Raw genomic sequence first — 19893 nt, 5'->3', positions numbered from 1 at the left:
GCCGGATTCAGGCGGCCGAGAACCGCACGATGCCGTCCGCGCCCAGCGCGCGCTTGAGCTTGCCTTCGAAATACAGCGCGTGCAGGTGCGCCAGCGCCTCGCCCATGGCGAAGGTCAGCTGGTGCAGGTCGAGCTTGCGCTTGAACAGCACCGGCACGATGTCCGTGGTCGATTGCGGCTGAACGGCACAAGCTTCCAGCACTTCCGCCAGGCGGTCGCGATGGTGTTCGTGCTGTTGCGCGATGCGCTCGTGCAGGCCCTTGAAAGGCCGGCCGTGCGATGGCAGCACCAGCGTGTCTTCGGGCAGGTCGGCGTAGCCATCCAGCGAACGCAGGTACAGGGGCAGGGGATTCGCGTCGGGCTCGTAATCGAACACGCTGACGTTGGTGGAAATGCGCGGCAGCACCATGTCGCCAGAAATCAGCACGCGCAGGTCCGGGGAATACAGCGAGGCATGTTCCGGCGCGTGGCCGTAACCCACGATGACGCGCCAGTCGCGCCCGCCGATGCGCACCTCATCGCCGTTCATGATGCGGGTGTAGCGCGCGGGCACGGCCGGCACCAGGTTGGGGTAGTAGTTGGCGCGCTGGCGGATCTGCTCTTGCGCGTCCGGGTCGGTCAGGCCATGGCGCGCGAAGTGATCCACCGCCGATTGGCCGCCCGGACCGCCGCCGGCCTCGCCGCGGCGCGAGGACCACAGCGACGCCACCATGAAGTCCGTCATCGTCATCCACAGCGGGGCGTTCCAGCGTTCGCACAGCCAGTGCGCCAGGCCGATGTGGTCGGGGTGCATGTGGGTGACGATCACGCGCAGCACCGGCAGGCCTTCGAGCTCGGTCTCGAACACGCGTTCCCACAGCGTCTTCACTTCATCGCGCGTGATGCCACAGTCGACGATGGTCCAGCCGTCGCGCCCGTCGATGTTGTCGCGCAGCAGCCAGAGGTTGATATGATCCAGCGCGAACGGCAGAGGCATCCTGATCCACTTGACCCCATCCGCCACCCCGTGCGAACGGCCGGCTTCGGGCTGGAAATCGGCCCAGGGGTACTGCAGTTTCTGTTCGTTCGGATTCATTGCCTCTCCTCCACGCTTGACGATTGGGTCAAGTCATCATAATTTACGTTTACGTAAACTGCCACAAGCCGCATGTCCCCGTCAACCTGGACTATCTCAGAGCTCTCCCGCGAGTTCGACGTCACGCCCCGCACGATCCGCTTCTACGAAGACCAGGGGATCGTCAGCCCGGCGCGTGAAGGACGCAACCGGGTCTTCGGGCCACGCGACCGCACGCGCCTGAAACTGGCCCTGCGCGGCAAGCGCCTGGGCCTGCAATTGTCCGAGATCCTGACCCTGATCGACATGTACGACGGGCCGGGCGACACCGAGGTTCAGCTGCGCCAGTACCTGAGCGTGCTGGAACAGCACCGCGCCACGCTGGAACAGCAGCGCCGCGACATCGAGGATACCCTGCGCGAGATCGCGCAGCAGGAACAGCAATGCCGCGAGTTGCTCGCGCAAAAGCCCTAGGGGCGCACGCATGGCCGCCCTGCAAACCCTCGCGCTGTTCGTCCTGACGGCGCTGGCCGAGATCATCGGCTGCTATCTGCCTTACCTGTGGCTGCGCAAGGGCCATTCGATCTGGCTGCTGGCGCCTGCCGCGGCCAGCCTGGCGCTGTTCGCCTGGCTGCTCACGCTGCACCCCACGGCCTCGGGCCGCGTGTACGCGGCGTATGGCGGCATCTATATCGGCATGGCGCTGCTATGGCTGTGGGCCGTGGACGGCGTGCGTCCCAGCATGAGCGACTGGCTGGGCGTGGGCCTGTGCCTGGCGGGCATGCTGGTGATCATGTTCGGGCCGCGCAGCGCGTAGGCTGCGACAAACCTCCACAAGAAAGACCCCACTGGGCGCCCGCTGTCTTGGGACAGGCCGAAAAAAAAGCGCGCGTACCCACAGGGTCGCGCGCTTTTTGTTGGGGCAAGGCTTACTCAGCCTTGATGTTGCCTTCCTTGATGACCCGCGCATTGTTCGCGAATTCCGCCTGCACCTGCTTGGCGAAGGCCTCGCCCGTGGCGGTGCCTGGCTGCAAGTACGACTTGGCCAGCAGATCCTGGAATTCAGCGCTGGCGACTGCCTTGGCCAAAGCCGCCTGCAAGGGCTGGGCGACCGTCGCCGGCAGCTTGGCCGGCGCAAACACGCCGAAGTTCGAGTAGTACTGCGCCTGCGGCATCTTCAGTTCCGCCATGGTGGGCACGTCCGGCCAGGCGGCCAGGCGCTCGGGCGCCATCACGGCCAGCGGCTTGAGCGCGCCGCTGGCGACGTGCGGCAGCACCACGTCGCTATTGACCACCAGCAACTCGACCACGCCGCCCAGGCCGTCGGTCAACGCCTGGCTGTTGCCGCGGTAAGGCACGTGCAGCATCTTGGTGCCGGTCTGCGCCGTGACGGCCGACATGCCGATGTGGGCCACGGTGCCCTGGCCCGGCGTGCCGTAGCGCACGCCGTCGGGATGCGACTTGGCGTAGTCGATCAGGCCGGCGAAGTCCTTCACCGGCAGCGCCTTGGTGGCGACGATGGCGACGGGCGCGACCGCCACGCTGGCCACCGGCGTCAGGTCCTTCATCGGGTCGTAGTTGGTCTTGGCCAGATGCGGGAAGATCGTCAGCGGGCTGGTGGAGGCCAGCAGCAAGGTGGTGCCGTCCGGCTGCGCGCGCGCCACGAAGTCGGTGCCGACGGACGCGCCCGCGCCCGGCTTGTTCTCGACGATGACGGTTATGTTGCTTTCCTTGCGCAGGACGTCGCCCAGGCGGCGTCCGATCGCGTCGGCGCTGCCGCCCGCGGTGTAGGGCACGACCAGCGTCACCGGCTTGGCCGGCCAGTTCTGCGCCATCGCGCCGCTGGCCATGATCGCCAAGGCCGCCCCCGCGGCCTTGATCAGCAATGTCTTCTTTTTCATATCGTCCTGGTAATGTTGCGTGGCACTGCGTCAGATAAAACGAAAAGCGTGAAGCACATCAGGCCAGATAGCGTTGCGCCAGGCGTACCCAGTACGACGCGCCAGCCGGAATCAGGGAATCGTTGAAGTCGTAGCTGGCGTTGTGCAGCATGCAGGGACCCAGGCCGTGGCCTGCCATGCGGTGCTCGCCGTCGCCGTTGCCCAGGAACACGTAGCAGCCGGGTTTTTCCTGCAGCAGAAAGGCGAAGTCCTCCGAGGCCATGGCCGGTTCGATCACCATTGCCTTGTCCTCGCCCACGACCTCGCGCATGACTTCCATGCAGAACTCGGTTTCGGCGACGGTGTTCACCAGCGCCGGGTAGCGGCGCTCGAAGAATACGTCGGCTTCGCAGCCGTGCGCGGCGGCGATGTTGCCTGCAATCTCGTTCATGCGGCGTTCGATCAGATCGACCACGTCCGTGCTGTAGGCCCGCACCGAGCCACCCAGCCAGGCGCTATTCGGAATGACGTTAATGACGCTGCCGCCGGCCTGCACCTGCGTGATCGACAGCACGGCCGCATCCAGCGGGCGCTTGCTGCGCGTGAGAATGGTCTGCAGCGACTGGCCGATGGCGAACAGCGCGGGCACCGGATCGCTGCAGTCTTGCGGCGCGGCCGCGTGGCCGCCCTTGCCGCGCACGGTGATCTTGAAGCCGTTGGCGGCCGCCATCATCGGGCCGGAGCAGACGCCGATGGATCCGGCGGGCAGCCCCGGCCAGTTGTGCAGGCCGAACACGGCTTCGCAGGGAAAACGTTCGAACAGACCGTCCTGGATCATGGCGCGGCCGCCCGCGCCGCCTTCCTCGGCCGGCTGGAAGCACAGGTACACGGTGCCGTCGAAGCCGCCTTCGGCCTGCAGGTGGCGCGCGGCAGCCAGCAGCATGGCGGTGTGGCCGTCATGGCCGCAGCCGTGCATCTTGCCGTCGTGGCGCGAGCGGTGCTCGAACTGGTTCTCTTCCTGCATGGGCAGGGCGTCCATGTCGGCGCGCAACATGATGGCGCGATCCGACGTGCCGCGCTTGATCACGCCGACCACCCCGGTCTTGGCGATGCCGGTGTGAACCTCGATGCCCCAGCCGCGCAGCGTGTCCGCCACCACCTTGGCCGTGCGGTGCTCTTCGTAGCAGAGCTCCGGATGCATGTGGATGTCGCGCCGCAGCGCCACAATTTCGTCCAGGTTGGATAGTTCGAGCACGGCAGACTCCATCGCAATGATTCAGGATTCAAGGATCGGCTGGCATCTTACTCAGCGCAACTCCCTGGGCAGGCCGGAATTACCTAGGGATAACCCGACTCCAATTTACGTTTACGTAAACGTAATATTTGCGGTGCATCATTGCGCAGCGATGGCCGATCGGCGCATCATGAGCCACGCGCGGCAAGCTGGCGCCGGACACGGGCGCCCACAAAATAGTAAGTACCTACTATCACGGAGACAGCGATGAACCTTCCCGGCCTGAACTTCGACCTGGGCGAAGATCTGGACATGCTGCGCGACGCGGTGCGCAATTTCGCACTGGCCGAGATCGCGCCGCGCGCCGCAGAAGTCGACCGCAGCGACCAGTTCCCCATGGATCTCTGGCGCAAATTCGGCGACCTCGGCGTGCTGGGCATGACGGCCGACGAGGAATACGGCGGTGCAAAAATGGGCTATCTGGCCCACATGGTCGTGATGGAGGAAATCTCCCGCGCCAGCGCCTCCATCGGTCTGTCCTACGGCGCGCACTCCAACCTGTGCGTGAACCAGATCAACCGCAACGGCACCCCCGCCCAGAAAGCCAAATACCTGCCCAAGCTGATTTCGGGCGAACACGTGGGCGCCCTGGCCATGAGCGAGCCGGGCGCGGGTTCCGATGTGGTCAGCATGAAGCTGCGCGCCGACAAAAAGGGCGACCGCTACGTACTGAACGGCACCAAAATGTGGATCACCAACGGCCCCGACGCCGACACCCTGGTGGTCTACGCCAAGACCGACCCCGAAGCTCACCAACGCGGCATCACCGCCTTCCTGGTGGAAAAGGGCTTCAAGGGCTTTTCCGTGGCGCAGAAGCTGGACAAGCTGGGCATGCGCGGCAGCCACACCGGCGAACTGGTGTTCCAGGACTGCGAAATCCCCGAAGAAAACGTGCTGGGCCAGGTCAACGGCGGCGTCAAGGTGCTGATGAGCGGCCTGGACTACGAACGCGCCGTGCTGTCCGGCGGCCCGGTAGGCATCATGCAGGCCGTGATGGACGTGGTCGTCCCCTATATCCATGACCGCAAGCAGTTCGGCCAGGCCATCGGCGAATTCCAGCTGATCCAGGGCAAGGTCGCGGACTTGTACACCACGCTGCAAGCCAGCCGCGCCTTCTGCTACCAGGTCGGCAAGAACCTGGACCGCCTGGGCGCCGAGCACGTGCGCCAGGTGCGCAAGGACTGCGCCGCGCTGATCCTCTACACCGCCGAAAAGGCCACCTGGATGGCGGGCGAGGGCGTGCAGATTCTGGGCGGCAACGGCTACATCAACGAGTACCCGGTGGGCCGCCTGTGGCGCGACGCCAAGCTGTACGAAATCGGCGCCGGCACCAGCGAAATCCGCCGCATGCTGATCGGCCGCGAACTGTTCAACGAAACCGCCTGAGCCACGCCGCCATGATCCGCATGTCCGACGTCCAGCACATCGAGCAGGCGCCCGCTCCGGGCCCATCGCCGCTGGACGTCGCGCGGCTGATCCTGGCGGGCTTCGACCGCCACTACGCGCTGTTTCGCTACAGCGCCCAGCGCGCCAAGGCGCTGTTCGAATCCGGCGACTGGCACGGCATCCAGCGCCTGTCGCGCGAGCGCATCGAGTACTACGACATGCGGGTGCGCGAATGCGCCGCCCAACTGGAAGGCGTGCTGCGCGGCCGCCCCGAAGGCGCGGTCGGCGCCAACGGCAGCGCGGCGCCCGCCCTGAGCGATGCGCAGACCGCGTTCTGGCAACAGATCAAGCAGGAATTCGTGGGTCTGCTGGGCGACCACCGCCAGCCCGAATGCGCCGAGACGTTCTTCAACTCGGTGTCCTGCCGCATCCTGCATCGCGACTACTTCCACAACGCCTTCCTGTTCGTCCGCCCGGCCATCGCCACCGACTACCTGGACAGCAGCATCCCGTCGTACCGCGTGTATTACCCCGCCACCGACGGGCTGGAAAAAAGCCTGATCCGCATGGTGGCGGATTTCGGCCTGGCGCTGCCCTTCGAAGACCTGCCGCGCGACACCCGGCTGCTGGCGCGCGCCGCGGTCAAGCAGCTGCGCGCGATCCTGCCGCGCCACGTCGGCCGGCGCATCGCCAGCGATTGCCAGATCCACGCGCTGGGCTCGCTGTTCTTCCGCAACAAGGGCGCCTACATCGTCGGCCGTCTGATCAACCAGGGCACGGTGTATCCCTTCGCGGTGGCGCTGATGCGCAACCCGGCGGGCCAGGTCGTGCTGGACGCGCTGCTCCTGGGCGCCGACGACCTGAGCACGCTGTTCAGCTTCACGCGCGCCTATTTCCTGGTGGACATGGAAACGCCGGCCGCGGTGGTGAACTTCCTGTCCAGCCTGCTGCCGCGCAAGCCCAAGGCCGAGCTCTACACCATGATCGGCCTGCAGAAGCAGGGCAAGACGCTGTTCTACCGCGACTTCCTGCACCATCTGGCCCATTCGCGCGACGCTTTCGACATCGCCCCCGGCATCAAGGGCATGGTGATGTGCGTGTTTACGCTGCCGTCCTATCCCTACGTGTTCAAGCTCATCAAGGACCGCATCGACAAGGACGGCATGGACCATGCCACCGTGCGCCGCAAATACCAGATGGTGAAGCTGCACGACCGCGTCGGCCGCATGGCCGACACCTGGGAATATTCACAGGTGGCGCTGCCGCGCGCCCGTTTCGCGCCGGCGCTGCTGGAAGAGTTGCGCCGCCTGGTGCCCAGCCTGATAGAGGAAACCGGCGACACGGTGGTCATCCGCCATGTCTACATCGAACGGCGCATGACCCCGCTGAACATTTATCTGCGCCAGGCGTCGGACGCGCTGCTGGACCCAGCCGTGCGCGAATACGGGGACGCCATCCGCCAGCTGGCGGCGGCCAATATCTTCCCCGGGGACATGCTCTACAAGAACTTCGGCGTCACGCGCCTGGGCCGGGTCGTTTTCTACGATTACGACGAAATCCAGCGCATGACCGAAATGAATTTCCGGCGCATTCCGCCCGCCCCCAACGAAGAGGCGGAGCTGGCGTCCGAACCCTGGTATGCCATCGGTCCGAATGATGTCTTCCCCGAAGAATTCGGACGCTTTCTGCTAGGCGACCCGCGCGTGCGCGGCGCCTTCATGCGTCACCATTCCGACCTGCTGGAACCGGAGTGGTGGCAGGCCTGCCGCGCCCATGTGGCGCAGGGCCGGATTGAAGAATTTTTCCCTTACGATACGGACAGACGCCTGCGTCCGGAACGCCCTACGGGCGAACCCGCGGCCTCGTAACCCCAGAGCTGTCCCGACCCTCACAGGAGCTAGCCATGTCAGATCCCATCGTCATCGTTTCCGTCGCCCGCACGCCCATGGGCGGCATGCTGGGCGCCTTGTCCGGCCTGGCCGCGCACGAGCTGGGCTCGATCGCCATCAAGGCCGCCGTCGAACGCGCCGGCATCAAGCCCGAGCAAGTCGAAGAAGTCATCATGGGCAACGTGCTGCAGGCCGGCCAGGGCCAGGCCCCGGCGCGCCAGGCAGCACTGGGCGCCGGCCTGCCGCTGGGCGTGGCTTGCACCACCATCCACAAGGTCTGCGGCTCGGGCCTGAAGGCCGCCATGTTCGGCCATGACCTGCTGGCCGCGGGCAGCGCCAACATCGTCGTCGCTGGCGGCCAGGAAAGCATGAGCAACGCGCCCTACCTGCTGCTCAAGGGCCGCCAGGGCTACCGCTACGGCCACAACACCGTGTATGACCACATGGCGCTGGACGGCCTGGAAGACGCCTACGACAAGGGCAAGGCCATGGGCGTGTTCGCCGAAGATTGCGCCGCCAAGTATTCCTTCACGCGCGAACAGCAGGACGCGTTCTCGCTGGAATCGCTGCGCCGCGCCCGCGCCGCGTCGGAAGACGGCAGCTTCAAGTGGGAAATCGCCCCCGTGACCGTGGCCGGCCGCAAGGGCGACACCGTGATCGACACCGACGAAGCCCCCACCAAGGCCATGCCGGAAAAGATCCCCACCCTCAAGCCCGCCTTCAAGAAGGACGGCACCGTCACCGCCGCCAACTCCTCGTCGATCTCCGACGGCGCCGCCGCCATGGTGCTGATGCGCGCCTCCACCGCCGAGAAGCTCGGCGTGAAGCCGCTGGCCCGCATCGTCGCCCACAGCCAGCACTCGCAAGAGCCGAACTGGTTCACCACCGCCCCCGTGGGCGCGCTGAAGAACCTGTTCGCCAAGACCGGCTGGAAGGCCGAGGACGTGGACCTCTACGAAATCAACGAAGCCTTCGCGGTGGTCACCATGGCCGCCATGGCCGACTTCAAGCTGCCGCATGACAAGGTCAACGTCCACGGCGGCGCCACCGCCCTGGGCCACCCGATCGGCGCGTCCGGCGCCCGCCTGATGGCCACCCTGGTCGGCGCGCTGCGCAAGACCGGCGGCAAGCGCGGCGTGGCCACGCTGTGCATCGGCGGCGGCGAAGCCGTTGCCATGGCGATTGAAATGATCTGACGCAACGCCGGGGGGCTTCGGCCTCCCGGCTTTCGATGGATTCCGCTGCGCCTTTCTTGCATGGCGTCATAGCGCGACGGGTCGGTCGCGCGCCATGCAGGAAAGGCGCAACGAAATCCCTCTTCGGCACCCCTGACCGACAAGAATGCCCGGCCCACCGGGCAGCGAGACAAACCGCTCCACGAGCGCCTTCAAATTTCCAACAAGCAGGACGGGTGGAACCCCATGCCCATCATCGAATCCCGCATCAATCCGCGGTCGCAGGACTACACCGACAATGCGCAGGCCATGCAGGCGCAGCTGGACGATCTGGACCAGCAACTGGCCCATACCGCGCTGGGCGGCAGCGAAGCCGCGCGCGCCAAGCACGTGGCGCGCGGCAAGCTGCTGCCGCGCGACCGCGTTGAACACCTGATCGATCCGGGCACGCCATTCCTGGAACTGTCGCCGATGGCGGCGCACGGCATGTACGGCGGCGAAGCCCCCGGCGCCGGCGTCATCACCGGCATCGGCCGCGTGGCCGGCACCGAATGCGTGATCGTCTGCAACGACGCCACGGTCAAGGGCGGCACCTACTACCCGATGACGGTCAAGAAGCACCTGCGCGCGCAGGAAATCGCCGCGCAGAACCATCTGCCCTGCGTCTACCTGGTGGATTCGGGCGGCGCCAACCTGCCGCAGCAAGACGAGGTCTTCCCCGACCGCGAACATTTTGGCCGCATCTTCTACAACCAGGCGCAGATGTCCTCGCAGGGCATTTCGCAGATCGCCGTGGTGATGGGCTCCTGCACCGCCGGCGGCGCCTACGTGCCCGCCATGAGCGACGAGTCCATCATCGTCAAGAACCAGGGCACCATCTTCCTGGGCGGTCCGCCGCTGGTGAAGGCCGCCACCGGCGAGGAAGTCAGCGCCGAGGACCTGGGCGGCGGCGACGTGCACACGCGCCTGTCCGGCGTGGTCGACCACCTGGCCGCCAACGACATGCACGCGCTGCAACTGGCGCGCAACGCCGTCGCGCGCCTGAACCGCAAGAAGCCGCAGCCGCTGGCCACCATCCCGGTGCGCGAGCCGCGCTACGATCCGAACGAACTCAACGGCATCATCCCGGCCGACACCCGCAAGCCCTACGACGTGCGCGAAGTCATCGCGCGCATCGTGGACGGCTCCGAGTTCGACGAGTTCAAGGCGCGCTTCGGCCCCACGCTGGTCACCGGCTTCGCCCACATCCACGGCATGCCCGTCGGCATCGTGGCCAACAACGGCATCCTGTTCTCGGAGTCCGCGCAGAAGGGCGCGCACTTCATCGAACTGTGCGCACAGCGCAAGATCCCGCTGGTGTTCCTGCAGAACATCACCGGCTTCATGGTCGGACGCAAATACGAAAACGAAGGCATCGCCCGCCACGGCGCCAAGATGGTGACGGCCGTGGCCACCGCCAACGTGCCCAAGTTCACCGTGCTGATCGGCGGCTCGTTCGGCGCCGGCAACTACGGCATGTGCGGCCGCGCCTATTCGCCGCGCATGCTGTTCATGTGGCCCAACGCCCGCATCTCGGTCATGGGCGGCGAACAGGCCGCAAGCGTCTTGGCCACGGTCAAGCGCGACGGCATCGAGGCCCGCGGCGGCCAGTGGTCGGCCGATGAGGAAACCGCCTTCAAGGCGCCGATCCGCGAACAGTACGAACGCGAAGGCCATCCCTATTACGCCACCGCGCGGCTGTGGGACGACGGCATCATCGCGCCGGCCGACACGCGGCGCGTGCTGGGGCTGGCCTTGTCGGCGGCCTTGAACGCGCCCATCGAGGACACCAAGTTCGGCGTGTTCCGCATGTAGGGCGGCTTGGCCGTCCCCATTGCAGCCCAAGAATAATTTCAGCCTGGATGACATCCATGTTCGACACTTTGCTGATTGCCAACCGCGGTGAAATCGCCTGCCGCGTGGCCGCCACCGCCCGCCGCATGGGCATCCGCACCGTCGCGGTGTATTCCGACGCCGACGCCAACGCCCGCCACGTCGCCGCCTGCGACCAGGCCGTGTACATCGGCGGCTCCGAGCCGCGCGCCAGCTACCTGCGCGCCGACGCCATCCTGCAAGCCGCGCGCGATACCGGCGCGGGCGCCATCCACCCCGGCTACGGTTTCCTGTCTGAGAACGAAGCCTTCGCCGAGGCCGCCGAGAAGGCCGGCATCGCCTTCGTCGGGCCGCCGGCCTCCGCCATCGCCGCCATGGGCAGCAAGTCCGCCGCCAAATCGCTGATGGAAAAAGCCGGCGTGCCGCTGGTGCCCGGCTACCACGGCGACAACCAGGACCCGCAATTCCTCAAGACCCAGGCCGACGCCATCGGCTACCCCGTGCTGATCAAGGCCAGCGCCGGCGGCGGCGGCAAGGGCATGCGCGTGGTCGAATCGTCCGGCGCGTTCCTCGATGCGCTGGCCTCATGCCAGCGCGAGGCCGCCTCCAGCTTCGGCGACGACCGCGTGCTGATCGAACGCTATCTGCAGAAGCCGCGCCACATCGAAATCCAGGTATTCGCGGACACGCACGGCAACTGCGTCTACCTGTTCGAACGCGATTGCTCGGTACAGCGCCGCCACCAGAAGGTGATCGAAGAGGCCCCCGCGCCCGGCATGACCGAAGAGCGCCGCCGCGCCATGGGCGAGGCCGCCGTGGCCGCCGCGCGCGCCGTGGGCTACGTGGGCGCAGGCACGGTGGAGTTCATCGCAGAACCCGACGGCCGGTTCTACTTCATGGAAATGAACACGCGCCTGCAGGTCGAGCACCCGGTCACCGAAATGATCACGGGCCACGACCTGGTCGAATGGCAACTGCGCGTGGCCGCCGGCCAGCCGCTGCCGGCGCGCCAGGAAGACCTGCGCATCCAGGGCCACGCCATCGAGGCCCGCATCTACGCCGAGAACCCCGAGAAGGGCTTCCTGCCGTCCATCGGCACGCTGGCCTACCTGGGCCTGCCGGCGCACACCGCATTCGCCAACGGCGACATCCGGGTCGACGGCGGCGTGCGCATGGGCGACACCATCACGCCGTTCTACGACCCCATGATCGCCAAGCTGATCGTGCACGGCGCCGACCGCGATCAGGCCCGCGCCCGCATGCTGCAGGCCCTGGCCCAGACGCAGGCCGTGGGCGTGCAGACCAACGTGGCCTTCCTGTCGCGCCTGATGCAGGACAGCGCCTTCGCCGCGGCGGACCTGGACACCGGCCTGATCGAACGCCAGCGCGCCACGCTGCTGCCCGAACCCCAGGCGGCCAATCCCGCCACGCTGGCCCTGGCCTGCGCCGCAGTGCTGGTGCGCCAAGGCCTGGCGCAGCCGCAGGCTACGGGTGGCAAGCAGCCCGCCGACCCCTGGGACGCGCGCGACGGCTGGCGCCTGGGCGGCCGCTACCAACGCCAACTGCAATGGGTGGACAACGGCGAGACCCGCCACGTCACCGTCGCCCGCCAGGGCGGCGTCTGGACCCTGGACAGCGGCGCAGGCCCGCAGGCCTTCCTGTGGCGCGCCCACGCCAGCGCCAACCCCAATCTGGCCTACGGCCTGCGCATCACGCTGGACGGCCATGAAAGCGCCGGCACCGTCGTGCTGCACGCCGAAAAGGCCCACGTCTTCGGCGAAGCCGGCGTGCACGTGCTGGACCTGTACGATCCGCTGGCGCATTCGCAGGACACCCAGGGCGAACACGGCGGCGGCCTCACGGCCCCCATGCCCGGCAAGATCATCTCGATCTCGGTCAAGGCCGGCGACACCGTGGAAAAGGGCCAGCCGCTGCTGGTGATGGAAGCCATGAAGATGGAGCACACCATTTCCGCGCCCGCCGACGGCAAGGTCTCGGAAGTGTTCTACGGCGTGGGCGATCAGGTAACGGAAGGCGCCGAGCTGGTCGCCATCGGCGAGTAGCCAGGCGCGCAGTAACAAAATCGTCATCCTCCCCGCCGCCCGCGGGTGCATCATGGGCGCTCCTGCATTTTCACAGGAGTACCCATGATGAGTGCTATGCCCTCCGAATCCGCGGCGCCCCGGCTGTTCCCAACCCTGCGTTGCCGCGATGCGGACGCCATGCTGCGCTGGCTTACTGGCGTACTGGGTTTCACCGAACACGCCGTCTATCGCGACGACGGCGCGGTGCAACATGCGGAACTGGCTTATGGCAGCTCCCTTTTGATGCTGGGTCCTGACCGCGACGACGCCCATGGCAAGCTGGTAGGCGACCTGCAAGGACGCCGCACCGACGCGCTGTATTTGGCGGTGGATGATCCCGACGCCCTGCACGCGCAGGTCCAGGCGTCCGGCGCCACCATCGAAACCCCGCCCTACGACACCGCCTACGGCAGCCGTGAGTTCGCCTGCCGCGATCCGGAGGGCAACCTGTGGAGCTTCGGGACGTATTGGCCGAAGGCATAACGGCAGGCACGGCCGGGGGCACATGAGCCGCTCTTAGTTTCCCGTCAGCGACTTCTCCCTAGAATGCGGGGTCCGGCGCCCGTCGCGCGCCCAAAGCGCAATCCCTGATGCCCGCCCCCGATTCCCCCAGTCCGCTTCAACGTCCCGCCTTCCTGCATTACCTGTTTGCGCGCATCGGCGCGTCGCTCGCCTTCCAGATCGTCTCCGTCGCGGTGGGCTGGCAGATCTATGCATTGAGCGGCAGCGCCCTGGACCTGGGCCTGATCGGCCTGGCGCAATTCCTGCCCATGGCGACGCTGGCCCTGGTGGTGGGCCACGTAGCCGACCGCTACGACCGCCGCAAGATCGTGGCGGTATGCATGGCGCTGGAGGCGCTGGCCACGCTGGTGCTGGCGATCGCGGCCCTGCACGGCGTGGGCGGCAAAACGCTGATCTACGCCACCATCATCATCATGAGTTCGGCGCGCGCCTTTGAAGCGCCGACCCTGGCCACGCTGATCCCGGCGGTGGTGCCGCGCGAATGGCTGCCGCGCGCGACCGCGCTGGCCTCGTCCGGCGGACAGATCGCGCAGATCGCGGGTCCTGCGCTGGGCGGCGTCGGCTACGGGCTGGGAGCAGGGTGGATCTATTGCGTGGCGGCGGCCCTGTACCTGTCCGCCTTCGCCTCCATCGCCACGCTGGTCATCGAACGCGCCCCGCCGCGCAAAGAACCGACCACCTGGCGCACGCTGTTCGCCGGCATCACCTTCATCTTCCAGCGCCGCCTGCTGCTGGGCACCTTGTCGCTGGACCTGTTCGCCGTGCTGCTGGGCGGCGCCACGGCGCTACTGCCGATCTTTGCCAAGGACATCCTGAACGCGGGCCCCTGGGCGCTGGGCGCGCTGCGCGCCGCTCCCGCTTGCGGCGCCGCGCTCATGTCCTTGACGCTGGCCCGCCTGAGCCTGGGCGAACACGTCGGCCGGCTGCTGTTCGGCGCGTTGATCGTGTTCGGGCTGGCGACCACGGTATTTGGCCTGTCGACCTCGATCCCGCTGTCCATCGGCGCGCTGGTGGTGCTGGGCGCGGCGGACGCGGTCAGCGTGGTGGTGCGCTCGTCGCTGGTGCAGCTGAACACGCCCGACCATATGCTGGGACGAGTGAGCGCGGTGAACACGCTATTCATCGGCGCCTCAAATCAGCTGGGCGAATTCGAGTCCGGCGTCATGGCCGCGGCCTTCGGCGCGGTGCCCGCGGTGGTGATCGGCGGGGTCGGCACGATTGCCGTGGCGGGGTTGTGGATGCGGTGGTTTCCCGAGTTGAGGAAGCTCAGGAGCTTGCACACGCCCTGAAGCGATAAGGCGCGGCTCCTCCTGGCAGTGCCTGATAATCTTGATACAATAAGAATCATTATCATTTGATCAAGCCATGCCTACGCGCCCAGGTCACAGAACCCGGCGCCGGACATCGACAGGGGCATCATGGGGGAGCGGTTCTTCGGCGTGATCGCCGAGGCGTACAAGGCGTGGAACGCGGAGCTGGTCGGTTTCCTGAACCGCCAGCTCAAGCGTTCGCCCGAGGCTGCCCAGGACCTGGCGCAGGAGACCTTCGCCAAGTGGTTGGCGGCGCATGACGGCGCCACGCCGCCGGAGAAGCCGCGCGCCTATCTGTACGAGATCGCGCGCAACCTGCTGCGCGACCACTGGCGCCGCGAGAGCGTGCGCGACGAGCACGTGGTGGCCAGCCTGGACGACCAGGGCTTCGAACCCACGGCCGTGGGCCTGGCCGCCCCCGCCGGCCAGCAGCCCGAGGCGCGCGCCGACGCCAGCCAACGCCTGCGATTGCTGCAGGCCGCCATCGACGAGATGCCGCCGCGCCAGCGCGAGGCCTTTCTGCTTTATCGGTATGATGAGCTGCGTTGCGAGGACATCGCCGACCACATGGGAATCTCTGTGCGCGCGGTCGAAAAGCATCTGCAACTGGCGCTGGCGCACTGCAAGCGCCGTGTCCACGGCGAAACGCCATGACCCGATCCCTACCTTTGTCCGCTGTCGAAGAGGCCGCGAGCGCATGGTTCATGCGCCGCCGGGAGCGCGCGTCCGATGCCGGCGCCGAACAGGCCTTCCAGTCCTGGTTGCAAGCTTCGGCCGAGCACCGGCGAGAGTACGAGCGGCTTGAGCTGGTATGGGAGGACATGGCGGCGCTACCGCGTCCGGACTCCACGCGCGCACATTCGCAACCCGCCAGCCGCGCTCAGATCCCTCCGCGCAGCCGGCCGCAGTCCCGGCCCCGCGCGTGGTCGGCACCGGCCCGCCGCCCGGCCTTCCTGCGCTGGGGCGGCGCGCTGGCCGCAACGCTGCTGATGGCGGCTGCCGCCTACCACTACGTGCCCATCAGCTACGAGACTGTCGCCAACGCATCCACCCAGACCCGCAGCCTGGACCTGCCTGACGGCACCCGCCTGCATGCCAACGTCGGCACGCGCGTGAGCGTGCGCTACACGCTGGCCGAGCGCCACATCCGCGTCGACGGCGGCGAGGTCTACATCGACGCCGCGCCCGACCGCCGGCCGCTGATCGTGGCCGCGGGCGCTGCCGAACTGCGCGACATCGGCACCGAGTTCAACGTGCTGCTGCTGCCGGACGTGCTGCAGGTCGGGGTGCGCAGCGGCAAAGTCAGGCTCGACGCCAAGGGCGCCAACGCCCCCGCCGCGCAGACGCTGAAGGCCGGCGACACGGTGCTGCTGTCGCGCGCCGACGCGCGCCTGTTGCGCCGCCAGCAAGTGCCCGCCAGCGAGATCGGCGCCTGGCAGGGCGGCGTGGCGGTGCTGCACGACACCACCTTGCAGCAGCTGGCCGGCTATCTGGCCCTGTACCGCGACACGCCGCTGCGCTTTGCCGACGAGCGCGCCCGGGGGTTGCGCCTGTCCGGCACGCTGGATCTGCGCCAGCCCGACGCGGTCCTGGACATGCTGCCCGGCCTGCTGCCGGTGACGGTAAGCCGGCGGCCGGATGGCGTCGCGGTGATCGGCAGCCGCTGAAGACAAGAATTAAGAATTATTTTTAATTAGACAGGTTCGGGTTTTGACGGTTGGCGCGTCTTCCCCAGTTGAAGATCCACTTCCAGACTGGGGAAAGTCCATGGCGCAACGCCATTTTCATCGTCGGCTGAGCGCCGGCCGTTACGCGCTGCTGTGCGCGCTGTCCATGACTGCCGCGCTGGCGGTCCAGGCGCTGGCGCCGTCCGCGGCTCATGCACAGAGCGCCGCCGCGCAAACCTTCGACCTGCCCGCCGGCAGCCTGGCCGACGCACTGGTGGCGCTGGGCCGGCAGGCGCAGCTGCAGGTGCTGTTCAGCCCCGACGTGGTGGCCGGCCTGAGCGCCCCCGCCGTATCCGGCTCCATGACGCCGCAGGCCGCGTTGAATCGCCTGCTGGCGCGCAGCGGTCTGGTGGCCGTGCAGAGCGGCTCCGGTTTCGTGGTGCGGCGGCCGGCCGACGCATCGTCCGCCGATGCCACCACGTTGGCGCCCGTGACGGTCACCGGCCGCGACCTCACTGTCACCGAAGGCACCGGGTCCTACACGGCGCCTGCCGTCACCATCGGCAAGAATGCGCAAAGCCTGCGCGAGATCCCGCAATCGGTCTCGGTGGTGACGCGCCAGCTGCTGGACGACCAGAACCTGACCACGCTGGACGATGCCATGCGCACCGTCACCGGCATCACGGTGGAAGCGGGCAGCATCGGCGGCAACCATGGCAACTTCTACTCGCGCGGCTATGCGCTGGACACGATCCAGGTCGACGGCGTGAACACGCCGGCCAGCACCGGCAACGACCTGTCCTCGGGCTTCGGTCTGGCCATCTACGATCACATCGAAGTGCTGCGCGGACCTTCGGGCCTGTACCAGGGCGCGGGCGATCCCGGCGGCACGGTGAACCTGGTGCGCAAGCGCGCGCAGAAGGAATTCGCCTTCAGCGGCCAGGTCATGACGGGATCGTGGGACCGCTATTACACCGAGGCCGACATCACCGGTCCCTTGGACAGCGATGGGCGCCTGCGCGGCCGCCTGGTGGCGTCCTATGACGACCGCAAATCCTTCGTCGACGGCGTGTACACCGAGAAGCCGCTGTTCTACGGCACCCTGAGCTTCGACCTGACGCCCGACACCGTCCTGACCGCCGGCGCCACGTACCAGCAATACAAGGGCCGCCCGTTCTTCGGCCTGCCCGGCTACACCGACGGCCGCTTGCTGGACGTGCGCCGCTCCACCAACCTGGACCCCAGCTGGAACCACATCACCGAGGAAGTCACCGAGTACTTCGCGGACGTGGACCACCGCCTGGCCAACGGCGGCCGCATCAAGGTGAGCGGCATCTACCGCGAACAGGACGAGCCCAGCCGCGAATTCGGCTGGTCCGACTGCGCGGTGGACCCGGTCACCGGCGACACCTGCCTCATCAGCTGGAAGTACCGCAGCCACTGGAAGACCTACGGCCTGGACGCCTTCGTGGCCACGCCCTTCGAAGCCTTCGGCCGCCAGCACGAGCTGACCGTGGGCGCCGACTACCGCAACGTCCACAAGAACTTCCGCTACGGCGGCGGCGACAACGCCGACACCAACCTCTACCACCCCAACAACAACATCCCCAAGCCGGACTACCAGTACACCAACGGCAACGACAGCAAGACCGACCAGTACGGCCTGTATGCACGCACCAATCTGCGTGTGACCGACGCGGCCACCCTCATCGCCGGCGGCCGCTACACCTGGTGGGAAAACCGCACCCAGAACCGCAACGCCTACTTCAACCAGTTCACCAACACCAGCGACAAGATCAACGGCAAGTTCACGCCCTATCTGGGCTTGGTGGTGGACCTGAACGAACAGTTGTCGGCCTACGCCAGCTACACCAGCATCTTCACGCCGCAGACCGTCACCGACGTCAATGGCCAGCTGCTGGACCCGCGCACCGGCAAGCAATTCGAGATCGGCCTGAAGGGCGAATTCCTGGACAAGCGCCTGAACGGCCACGCCGCGCTGTTCCGCATGGAAGACGAGAATCGCTCGATGACGGACCCGGACAATCCGCTGTTCTCCATGGCCGCGGGCAAGATGCGCAGCCAGGGCTTCGAGGCGGAAATCAGCGGCAGCCCCGCGCCGGGCTGGGACATCACCGCCGGCTACGCCTACACCACCACCAAGACCCTGAAGGGCACGGAAGAGCAGAAGTCGCAGCAATACGCCTTCATCACGCCGCGCCACACCTTCAACCTGTGGACCAAGTACACCTTCGCCACCGGTACGCTGGAGGGCCTGTCGCTGGGCGCGGGCGCGCGCAGCGTCAGCAGCATGTACCGCCTGAACGGTCCGGTGAAGTTCGAGCAGCGCCCGTACACCACCGTCTCCGCGCAAGCCGGCTACCGCTTCAACAAGCACCTGGAAGGCACGCTGACGGTGAACAACCTGTTCGACAAGGTCTATTACCAGCGCGTGTGGGCGGCGTATGGATCGAACTACTACGGCGAGCCGCGCAGCGTGATGCTGAATCTGCGGGCGACGTACTGAGAGAACGCGCCGCGCGAAACCCATCCCCGTGCTGCAACGGGCGATGGGTTTCGCGCGTTGCAGGACAGTTCTGTCCGCCACGTCTTTCTTGCGCCACACCCATCCTCCAATCCCCGAGCAAAACGCCGATTCCGTGGCAGACTAGCCACAGGCGCTCCATGCATTGCAGTCCGACACAATTGGCAAATTGTTGTCCGACGCGGATTGCGACGGGCGATTAGGATGGCGCCGCACAGACAGAGACAGGCGATCACAAGGCTTTCCCGCCTGAGGCCGACAAGAAGATGTCCGACACATGAAAACCATTCAGAAAACCCGCCCCCGTAGCCGTTTGCTCCGCACCGCCATGGCCGGCCTGCTGACGTCCACCCTGGCCGCGCTGTTCAGCCCCGCCGCAACCGCCGCCGAATCCGCCAGCGCCGCCACGCTACCGCCCACCGCCCTGGCCGCCGCCATCGCGCCGCCCGATGTGGCTACGGTGATGTATTCCATCTACCAGATCGACGGCAAGGGCGCCGACTCCTACGAAGTCGCCAACGGCAGCATCGCCACCTTCTGGTTCGGCCACGCCTTCGAACTGGGCGGCACGCGCTACTACACCGGCTTCACCTGGGACACCCGCGAACGCTACGGCAAGCCCGGCGAGGACGAAGTCGGCCCCGGCGTCCAGGTCAACCTGGCCGAAGCCACGTTCACGCAAACCGGCTCCACGCCCGACCGCCCCTGGCAATTCCGCGGCATGAAGCACTCGGTCGGCGAGTTCGGCGCCTATGAAAAGCCGGAAGACGTGGACACCCGCCGCAAGCCGGTGGAATACCGCACGCCCTCCGGCAAGCTGCTGCTGGCCGTACCCACCGAAGGCTTTGACAACGGCATCAGCTTCAGCGGCTACGCGCTGCTGGTCTTCAACCCGGCGGGTCCGGACGAAGGCGCGGGCTGGACCTACGTGGGCAGCATCAACACCGGCGAAGACAACAGCGCGGCCTGCGCCGAAGGCGACGTCATGCCCTGCGTGGCCAGCTCGGGCGAACTGGTCTTCTCGGCGCACGGCGGCAGCGACATGCCGCGCGTGACCGTCAAGCGCAGCGGCACGGAAATCTCCGGACCGGACAAGACCCGCCAGCTGGGCGCGGGCGATGCCGTCATCTACGCCTACGACACGGCCAGCAAGAAGTACGCGCAGAAGTAAGGCCAGCGTCGATGGCGGCAGGGCACGCAAGCCGGCTTGCCAAC

16 protein-coding genes are annotated in these 19893 nt (G+C 67.1%); 13 read left to right on the top strand and 3 right to left on the bottom strand.

What is annotated here, in order from left to right; genetic code table 11:
- Positions 1-7 precede the first annotated feature (7 nt).
- Entirely contained in the window at positions 8-1075 is a 1068-nt protein-coding gene (locus NGK62_RS12110; protein WP_059376642.1) for an MBL fold metallo-hydrolase, read from the bottom strand.
- Positions 1076-1147: 72 nt separating this feature from the next.
- Here NGK62_RS12110 and NGK62_RS12105 point away from each other — a divergent pair, with 72 nt between their 5' ends.
- Positions 1148-1528 carry a MerR family transcriptional regulator gene (locus NGK62_RS12105; RefSeq protein ID WP_059376638.1) on the top strand — a complete coding sequence of 127 codons (381 nt, stop codon included), beginning with the start codon at positions 1148-1150 and terminating at the stop codon, positions 1526-1528.
- 10 nt (positions 1529-1538) lie between these two features.
- Positions 1539-1871, top strand: coding sequence for a YnfA family protein (locus NGK62_RS12100; protein ID WP_118934054.1), 333 nt, complete (start codon positions 1539-1541; stop codon positions 1869-1871).
- A gap of 112 nt (positions 1872-1983) precedes the next feature.
- Here NGK62_RS12100 and NGK62_RS12095 read toward each other — a convergent pair whose 3' ends face one another.
- Together NGK62_RS12095 and NGK62_RS12090 are read right to left on the bottom strand one after the other, a co-directional pair.
- Positions 1984-2955 carry a Bug family tripartite tricarboxylate transporter substrate binding protein gene (locus tag NGK62_RS12095; protein WP_059376634.1) on the bottom strand — a complete coding sequence of 324 codons (972 nt, stop codon included), beginning with the start codon at positions 2953-2955 and terminating at the stop codon, positions 1984-1986.
- Between the two features lie 58 nt (positions 2956-3013).
- The gene (locus NGK62_RS12090; RefSeq protein ID WP_118934069.1) at positions 3014-4189 is read right to left on the bottom strand and encodes a M20 aminoacylase family protein; all 1176 of its coding nucleotides are present in this window, start codon (positions 4187-4189) and stop codon (positions 3014-3016) included.
- A 246-nt stretch (positions 4190-4435) separates the two neighbouring features.
- Here NGK62_RS12090 and NGK62_RS12085 point away from each other — a divergent pair, with 246 nt between their 5' ends.
- From NGK62_RS12085 to NGK62_RS12035, 11 genes are all read left to right on the top strand, one after another.
- The gene (locus tag NGK62_RS12085) at positions 4436-5614 is read left to right on the top strand and encodes an isovaleryl-CoA dehydrogenase (RefSeq protein WP_059376629.1); all 1179 of its coding nucleotides are present in this window, start codon (positions 4436-4438) and stop codon (positions 5612-5614) included.
- Between the two features lie 11 nt (positions 5615-5625).
- The gene (aceK, locus tag NGK62_RS12080; RefSeq protein WP_251878473.1) at positions 5626-7482 is read left to right on the top strand and encodes a bifunctional isocitrate dehydrogenase kinase/phosphatase; all 1857 of its coding nucleotides are present in this window, start codon (positions 5626-5628) and stop codon (positions 7480-7482) included.
- Positions 7483-7517: 35 nt separating this feature from the next.
- Positions 7518-8699, top strand: coding sequence for an acetyl-CoA C-acetyltransferase (locus NGK62_RS12075; protein WP_059376625.1), 1182 nt, complete (start codon positions 7518-7520; stop codon positions 8697-8699).
- A gap of 225 nt (positions 8700-8924) precedes the next feature.
- Positions 8925-10532: a carboxyl transferase domain-containing protein gene (locus NGK62_RS12070; protein WP_059376622.1), complete on the top strand. Its 1608-nt coding sequence runs from the start codon at positions 8925-8927 to the stop codon at positions 10530-10532.
- A gap of 56 nt (positions 10533-10588) precedes the next feature.
- Positions 10589-12613, top strand: coding sequence for an acetyl/propionyl/methylcrotonyl-CoA carboxylase subunit alpha (locus tag NGK62_RS12065; protein ID WP_251878471.1), 2025 nt, complete (start codon positions 10589-10591; stop codon positions 12611-12613).
- 84 nt (positions 12614-12697) lie between these two features.
- The gene (locus NGK62_RS12060) at positions 12698-13117 is read left to right on the top strand and encodes a VOC family protein (RefSeq protein WP_118934050.1); all 420 of its coding nucleotides are present in this window, start codon (positions 12698-12700) and stop codon (positions 13115-13117) included.
- Between the two features lie 107 nt (positions 13118-13224).
- On the top strand, positions 13225-14445 hold the full coding sequence (locus tag NGK62_RS12055; RefSeq protein WP_251878469.1) for an MFS transporter: 1221 nt from the start codon (positions 13225-13227) through the stop codon (positions 14443-14445).
- Positions 14446-14574: 129 nt separating this feature from the next.
- Positions 14575-15120: an RNA polymerase sigma factor gene (locus NGK62_RS12050; RefSeq protein WP_251878467.1), complete on the top strand. Its 546-nt coding sequence runs from the start codon at positions 14575-14577 to the stop codon at positions 15118-15120.
- Positions 15117-16133: a FecR family protein gene (locus NGK62_RS12045; RefSeq protein WP_251878465.1), complete on the top strand. Its 1017-nt coding sequence runs from the start codon at positions 15117-15119 to the stop codon at positions 16131-16133. The genes NGK62_RS12050 and NGK62_RS12045 overlap by 4 nt, the downstream gene beginning before the upstream one ends.
- Positions 16134-16233: 100 nt before the next feature.
- Positions 16234-18660 carry a TonB-dependent siderophore receptor gene (locus NGK62_RS12040; protein ID WP_251878463.1) on the top strand — a complete coding sequence of 809 codons (2427 nt, stop codon included), beginning with the start codon at positions 16234-16236 and terminating at the stop codon, positions 18658-18660.
- Between the two features lie 295 nt (positions 18661-18955).
- Complete coding sequence (locus NGK62_RS12035; RefSeq protein ID WP_251878461.1) at positions 18956-19849, top strand: hypothetical protein; 894 nt, start codon at positions 18956-18958, stop codon at positions 19847-19849.
- Positions 19850-19893 lie beyond the last annotated feature (44 nt).

This window comes from Achromobacter sp. Marseille-Q4954 (genome assembly GCF_943737025.1).
GTDB classification, from domain to species: domain Bacteria; phylum Pseudomonadota; class Gammaproteobacteria; order Burkholderiales; family Burkholderiaceae_B; genus Achromobacter; species Achromobacter bronchisepticus_A.
Note: the sequence above shows the minus strand (reverse complement) of the source record. Positions and strands in the feature narration are given on the sequence as shown.

Excerpts from the sequence above, each read along its gene's own strand:
- NGK62_RS12110 (WP_059376642.1), bottom strand. The coding sequence starts at position 1,075 with ATGAATCCGAACGAACAGAAACTGCAGTACCCCTGGGCCGATTTCCAG.
- NGK62_RS12105 (WP_059376638.1), top strand. The coding sequence starts at position 1,148 with ATGTCCCCGTCAACCTGGACTATCTCAGAGCTCTCCCGCGAGTTCGAC.
- NGK62_RS12100 (WP_118934054.1), top strand. The coding sequence starts at position 1,539 with ATGGCCGCCCTGCAAACCCTCGCGCTGTTCGTCCTGACGGCGCTGGCC.
- NGK62_RS12095 (WP_059376634.1), bottom strand. The coding sequence starts at position 2,955 with ATGAAAAAGAAGACATTGCTGATCAAGGCCGCGGGGGCGGCCTTGGCG.
- NGK62_RS12085 (WP_059376629.1), top strand. The coding sequence starts at position 4,436 with ATGAACCTTCCCGGCCTGAACTTCGACCTGGGCGAAGATCTGGACATG.
- aceK (WP_251878473.1), top strand. The coding sequence starts at position 5,626 with ATGATCCGCATGTCCGACGTCCAGCACATCGAGCAGGCGCCCGCTCCG.
- NGK62_RS12075 (WP_059376625.1), top strand. The coding sequence starts at position 7,518 with ATGTCAGATCCCATCGTCATCGTTTCCGTCGCCCGCACGCCCATGGGC.
- NGK62_RS12070 (WP_059376622.1), top strand. The coding sequence starts at position 8,925 with ATGCCCATCATCGAATCCCGCATCAATCCGCGGTCGCAGGACTACACC.
- NGK62_RS12065 (WP_251878471.1), top strand. The coding sequence starts at position 10,589 with ATGTTCGACACTTTGCTGATTGCCAACCGCGGTGAAATCGCCTGCCGC.
- NGK62_RS12060 (WP_118934050.1), top strand. The coding sequence starts at position 12,698 with ATGATGAGTGCTATGCCCTCCGAATCCGCGGCGCCCCGGCTGTTCCCA.
- NGK62_RS12055 (WP_251878469.1), top strand. The coding sequence starts at position 13,225 with ATGCCCGCCCCCGATTCCCCCAGTCCGCTTCAACGTCCCGCCTTCCTG.
- NGK62_RS12050 (WP_251878467.1), top strand. The coding sequence starts at position 14,575 with ATGGGGGAGCGGTTCTTCGGCGTGATCGCCGAGGCGTACAAGGCGTGG.
- NGK62_RS12045 (WP_251878465.1), top strand. The coding sequence starts at position 15,117 with ATGACCCGATCCCTACCTTTGTCCGCTGTCGAAGAGGCCGCGAGCGCA.
- NGK62_RS12040 (WP_251878463.1), top strand. The coding sequence starts at position 16,234 with ATGGCGCAACGCCATTTTCATCGTCGGCTGAGCGCCGGCCGTTACGCG.
- NGK62_RS12035 (WP_251878461.1), top strand. The coding sequence starts at position 18,956 with ATGAAAACCATTCAGAAAACCCGCCCCCGTAGCCGTTTGCTCCGCACC.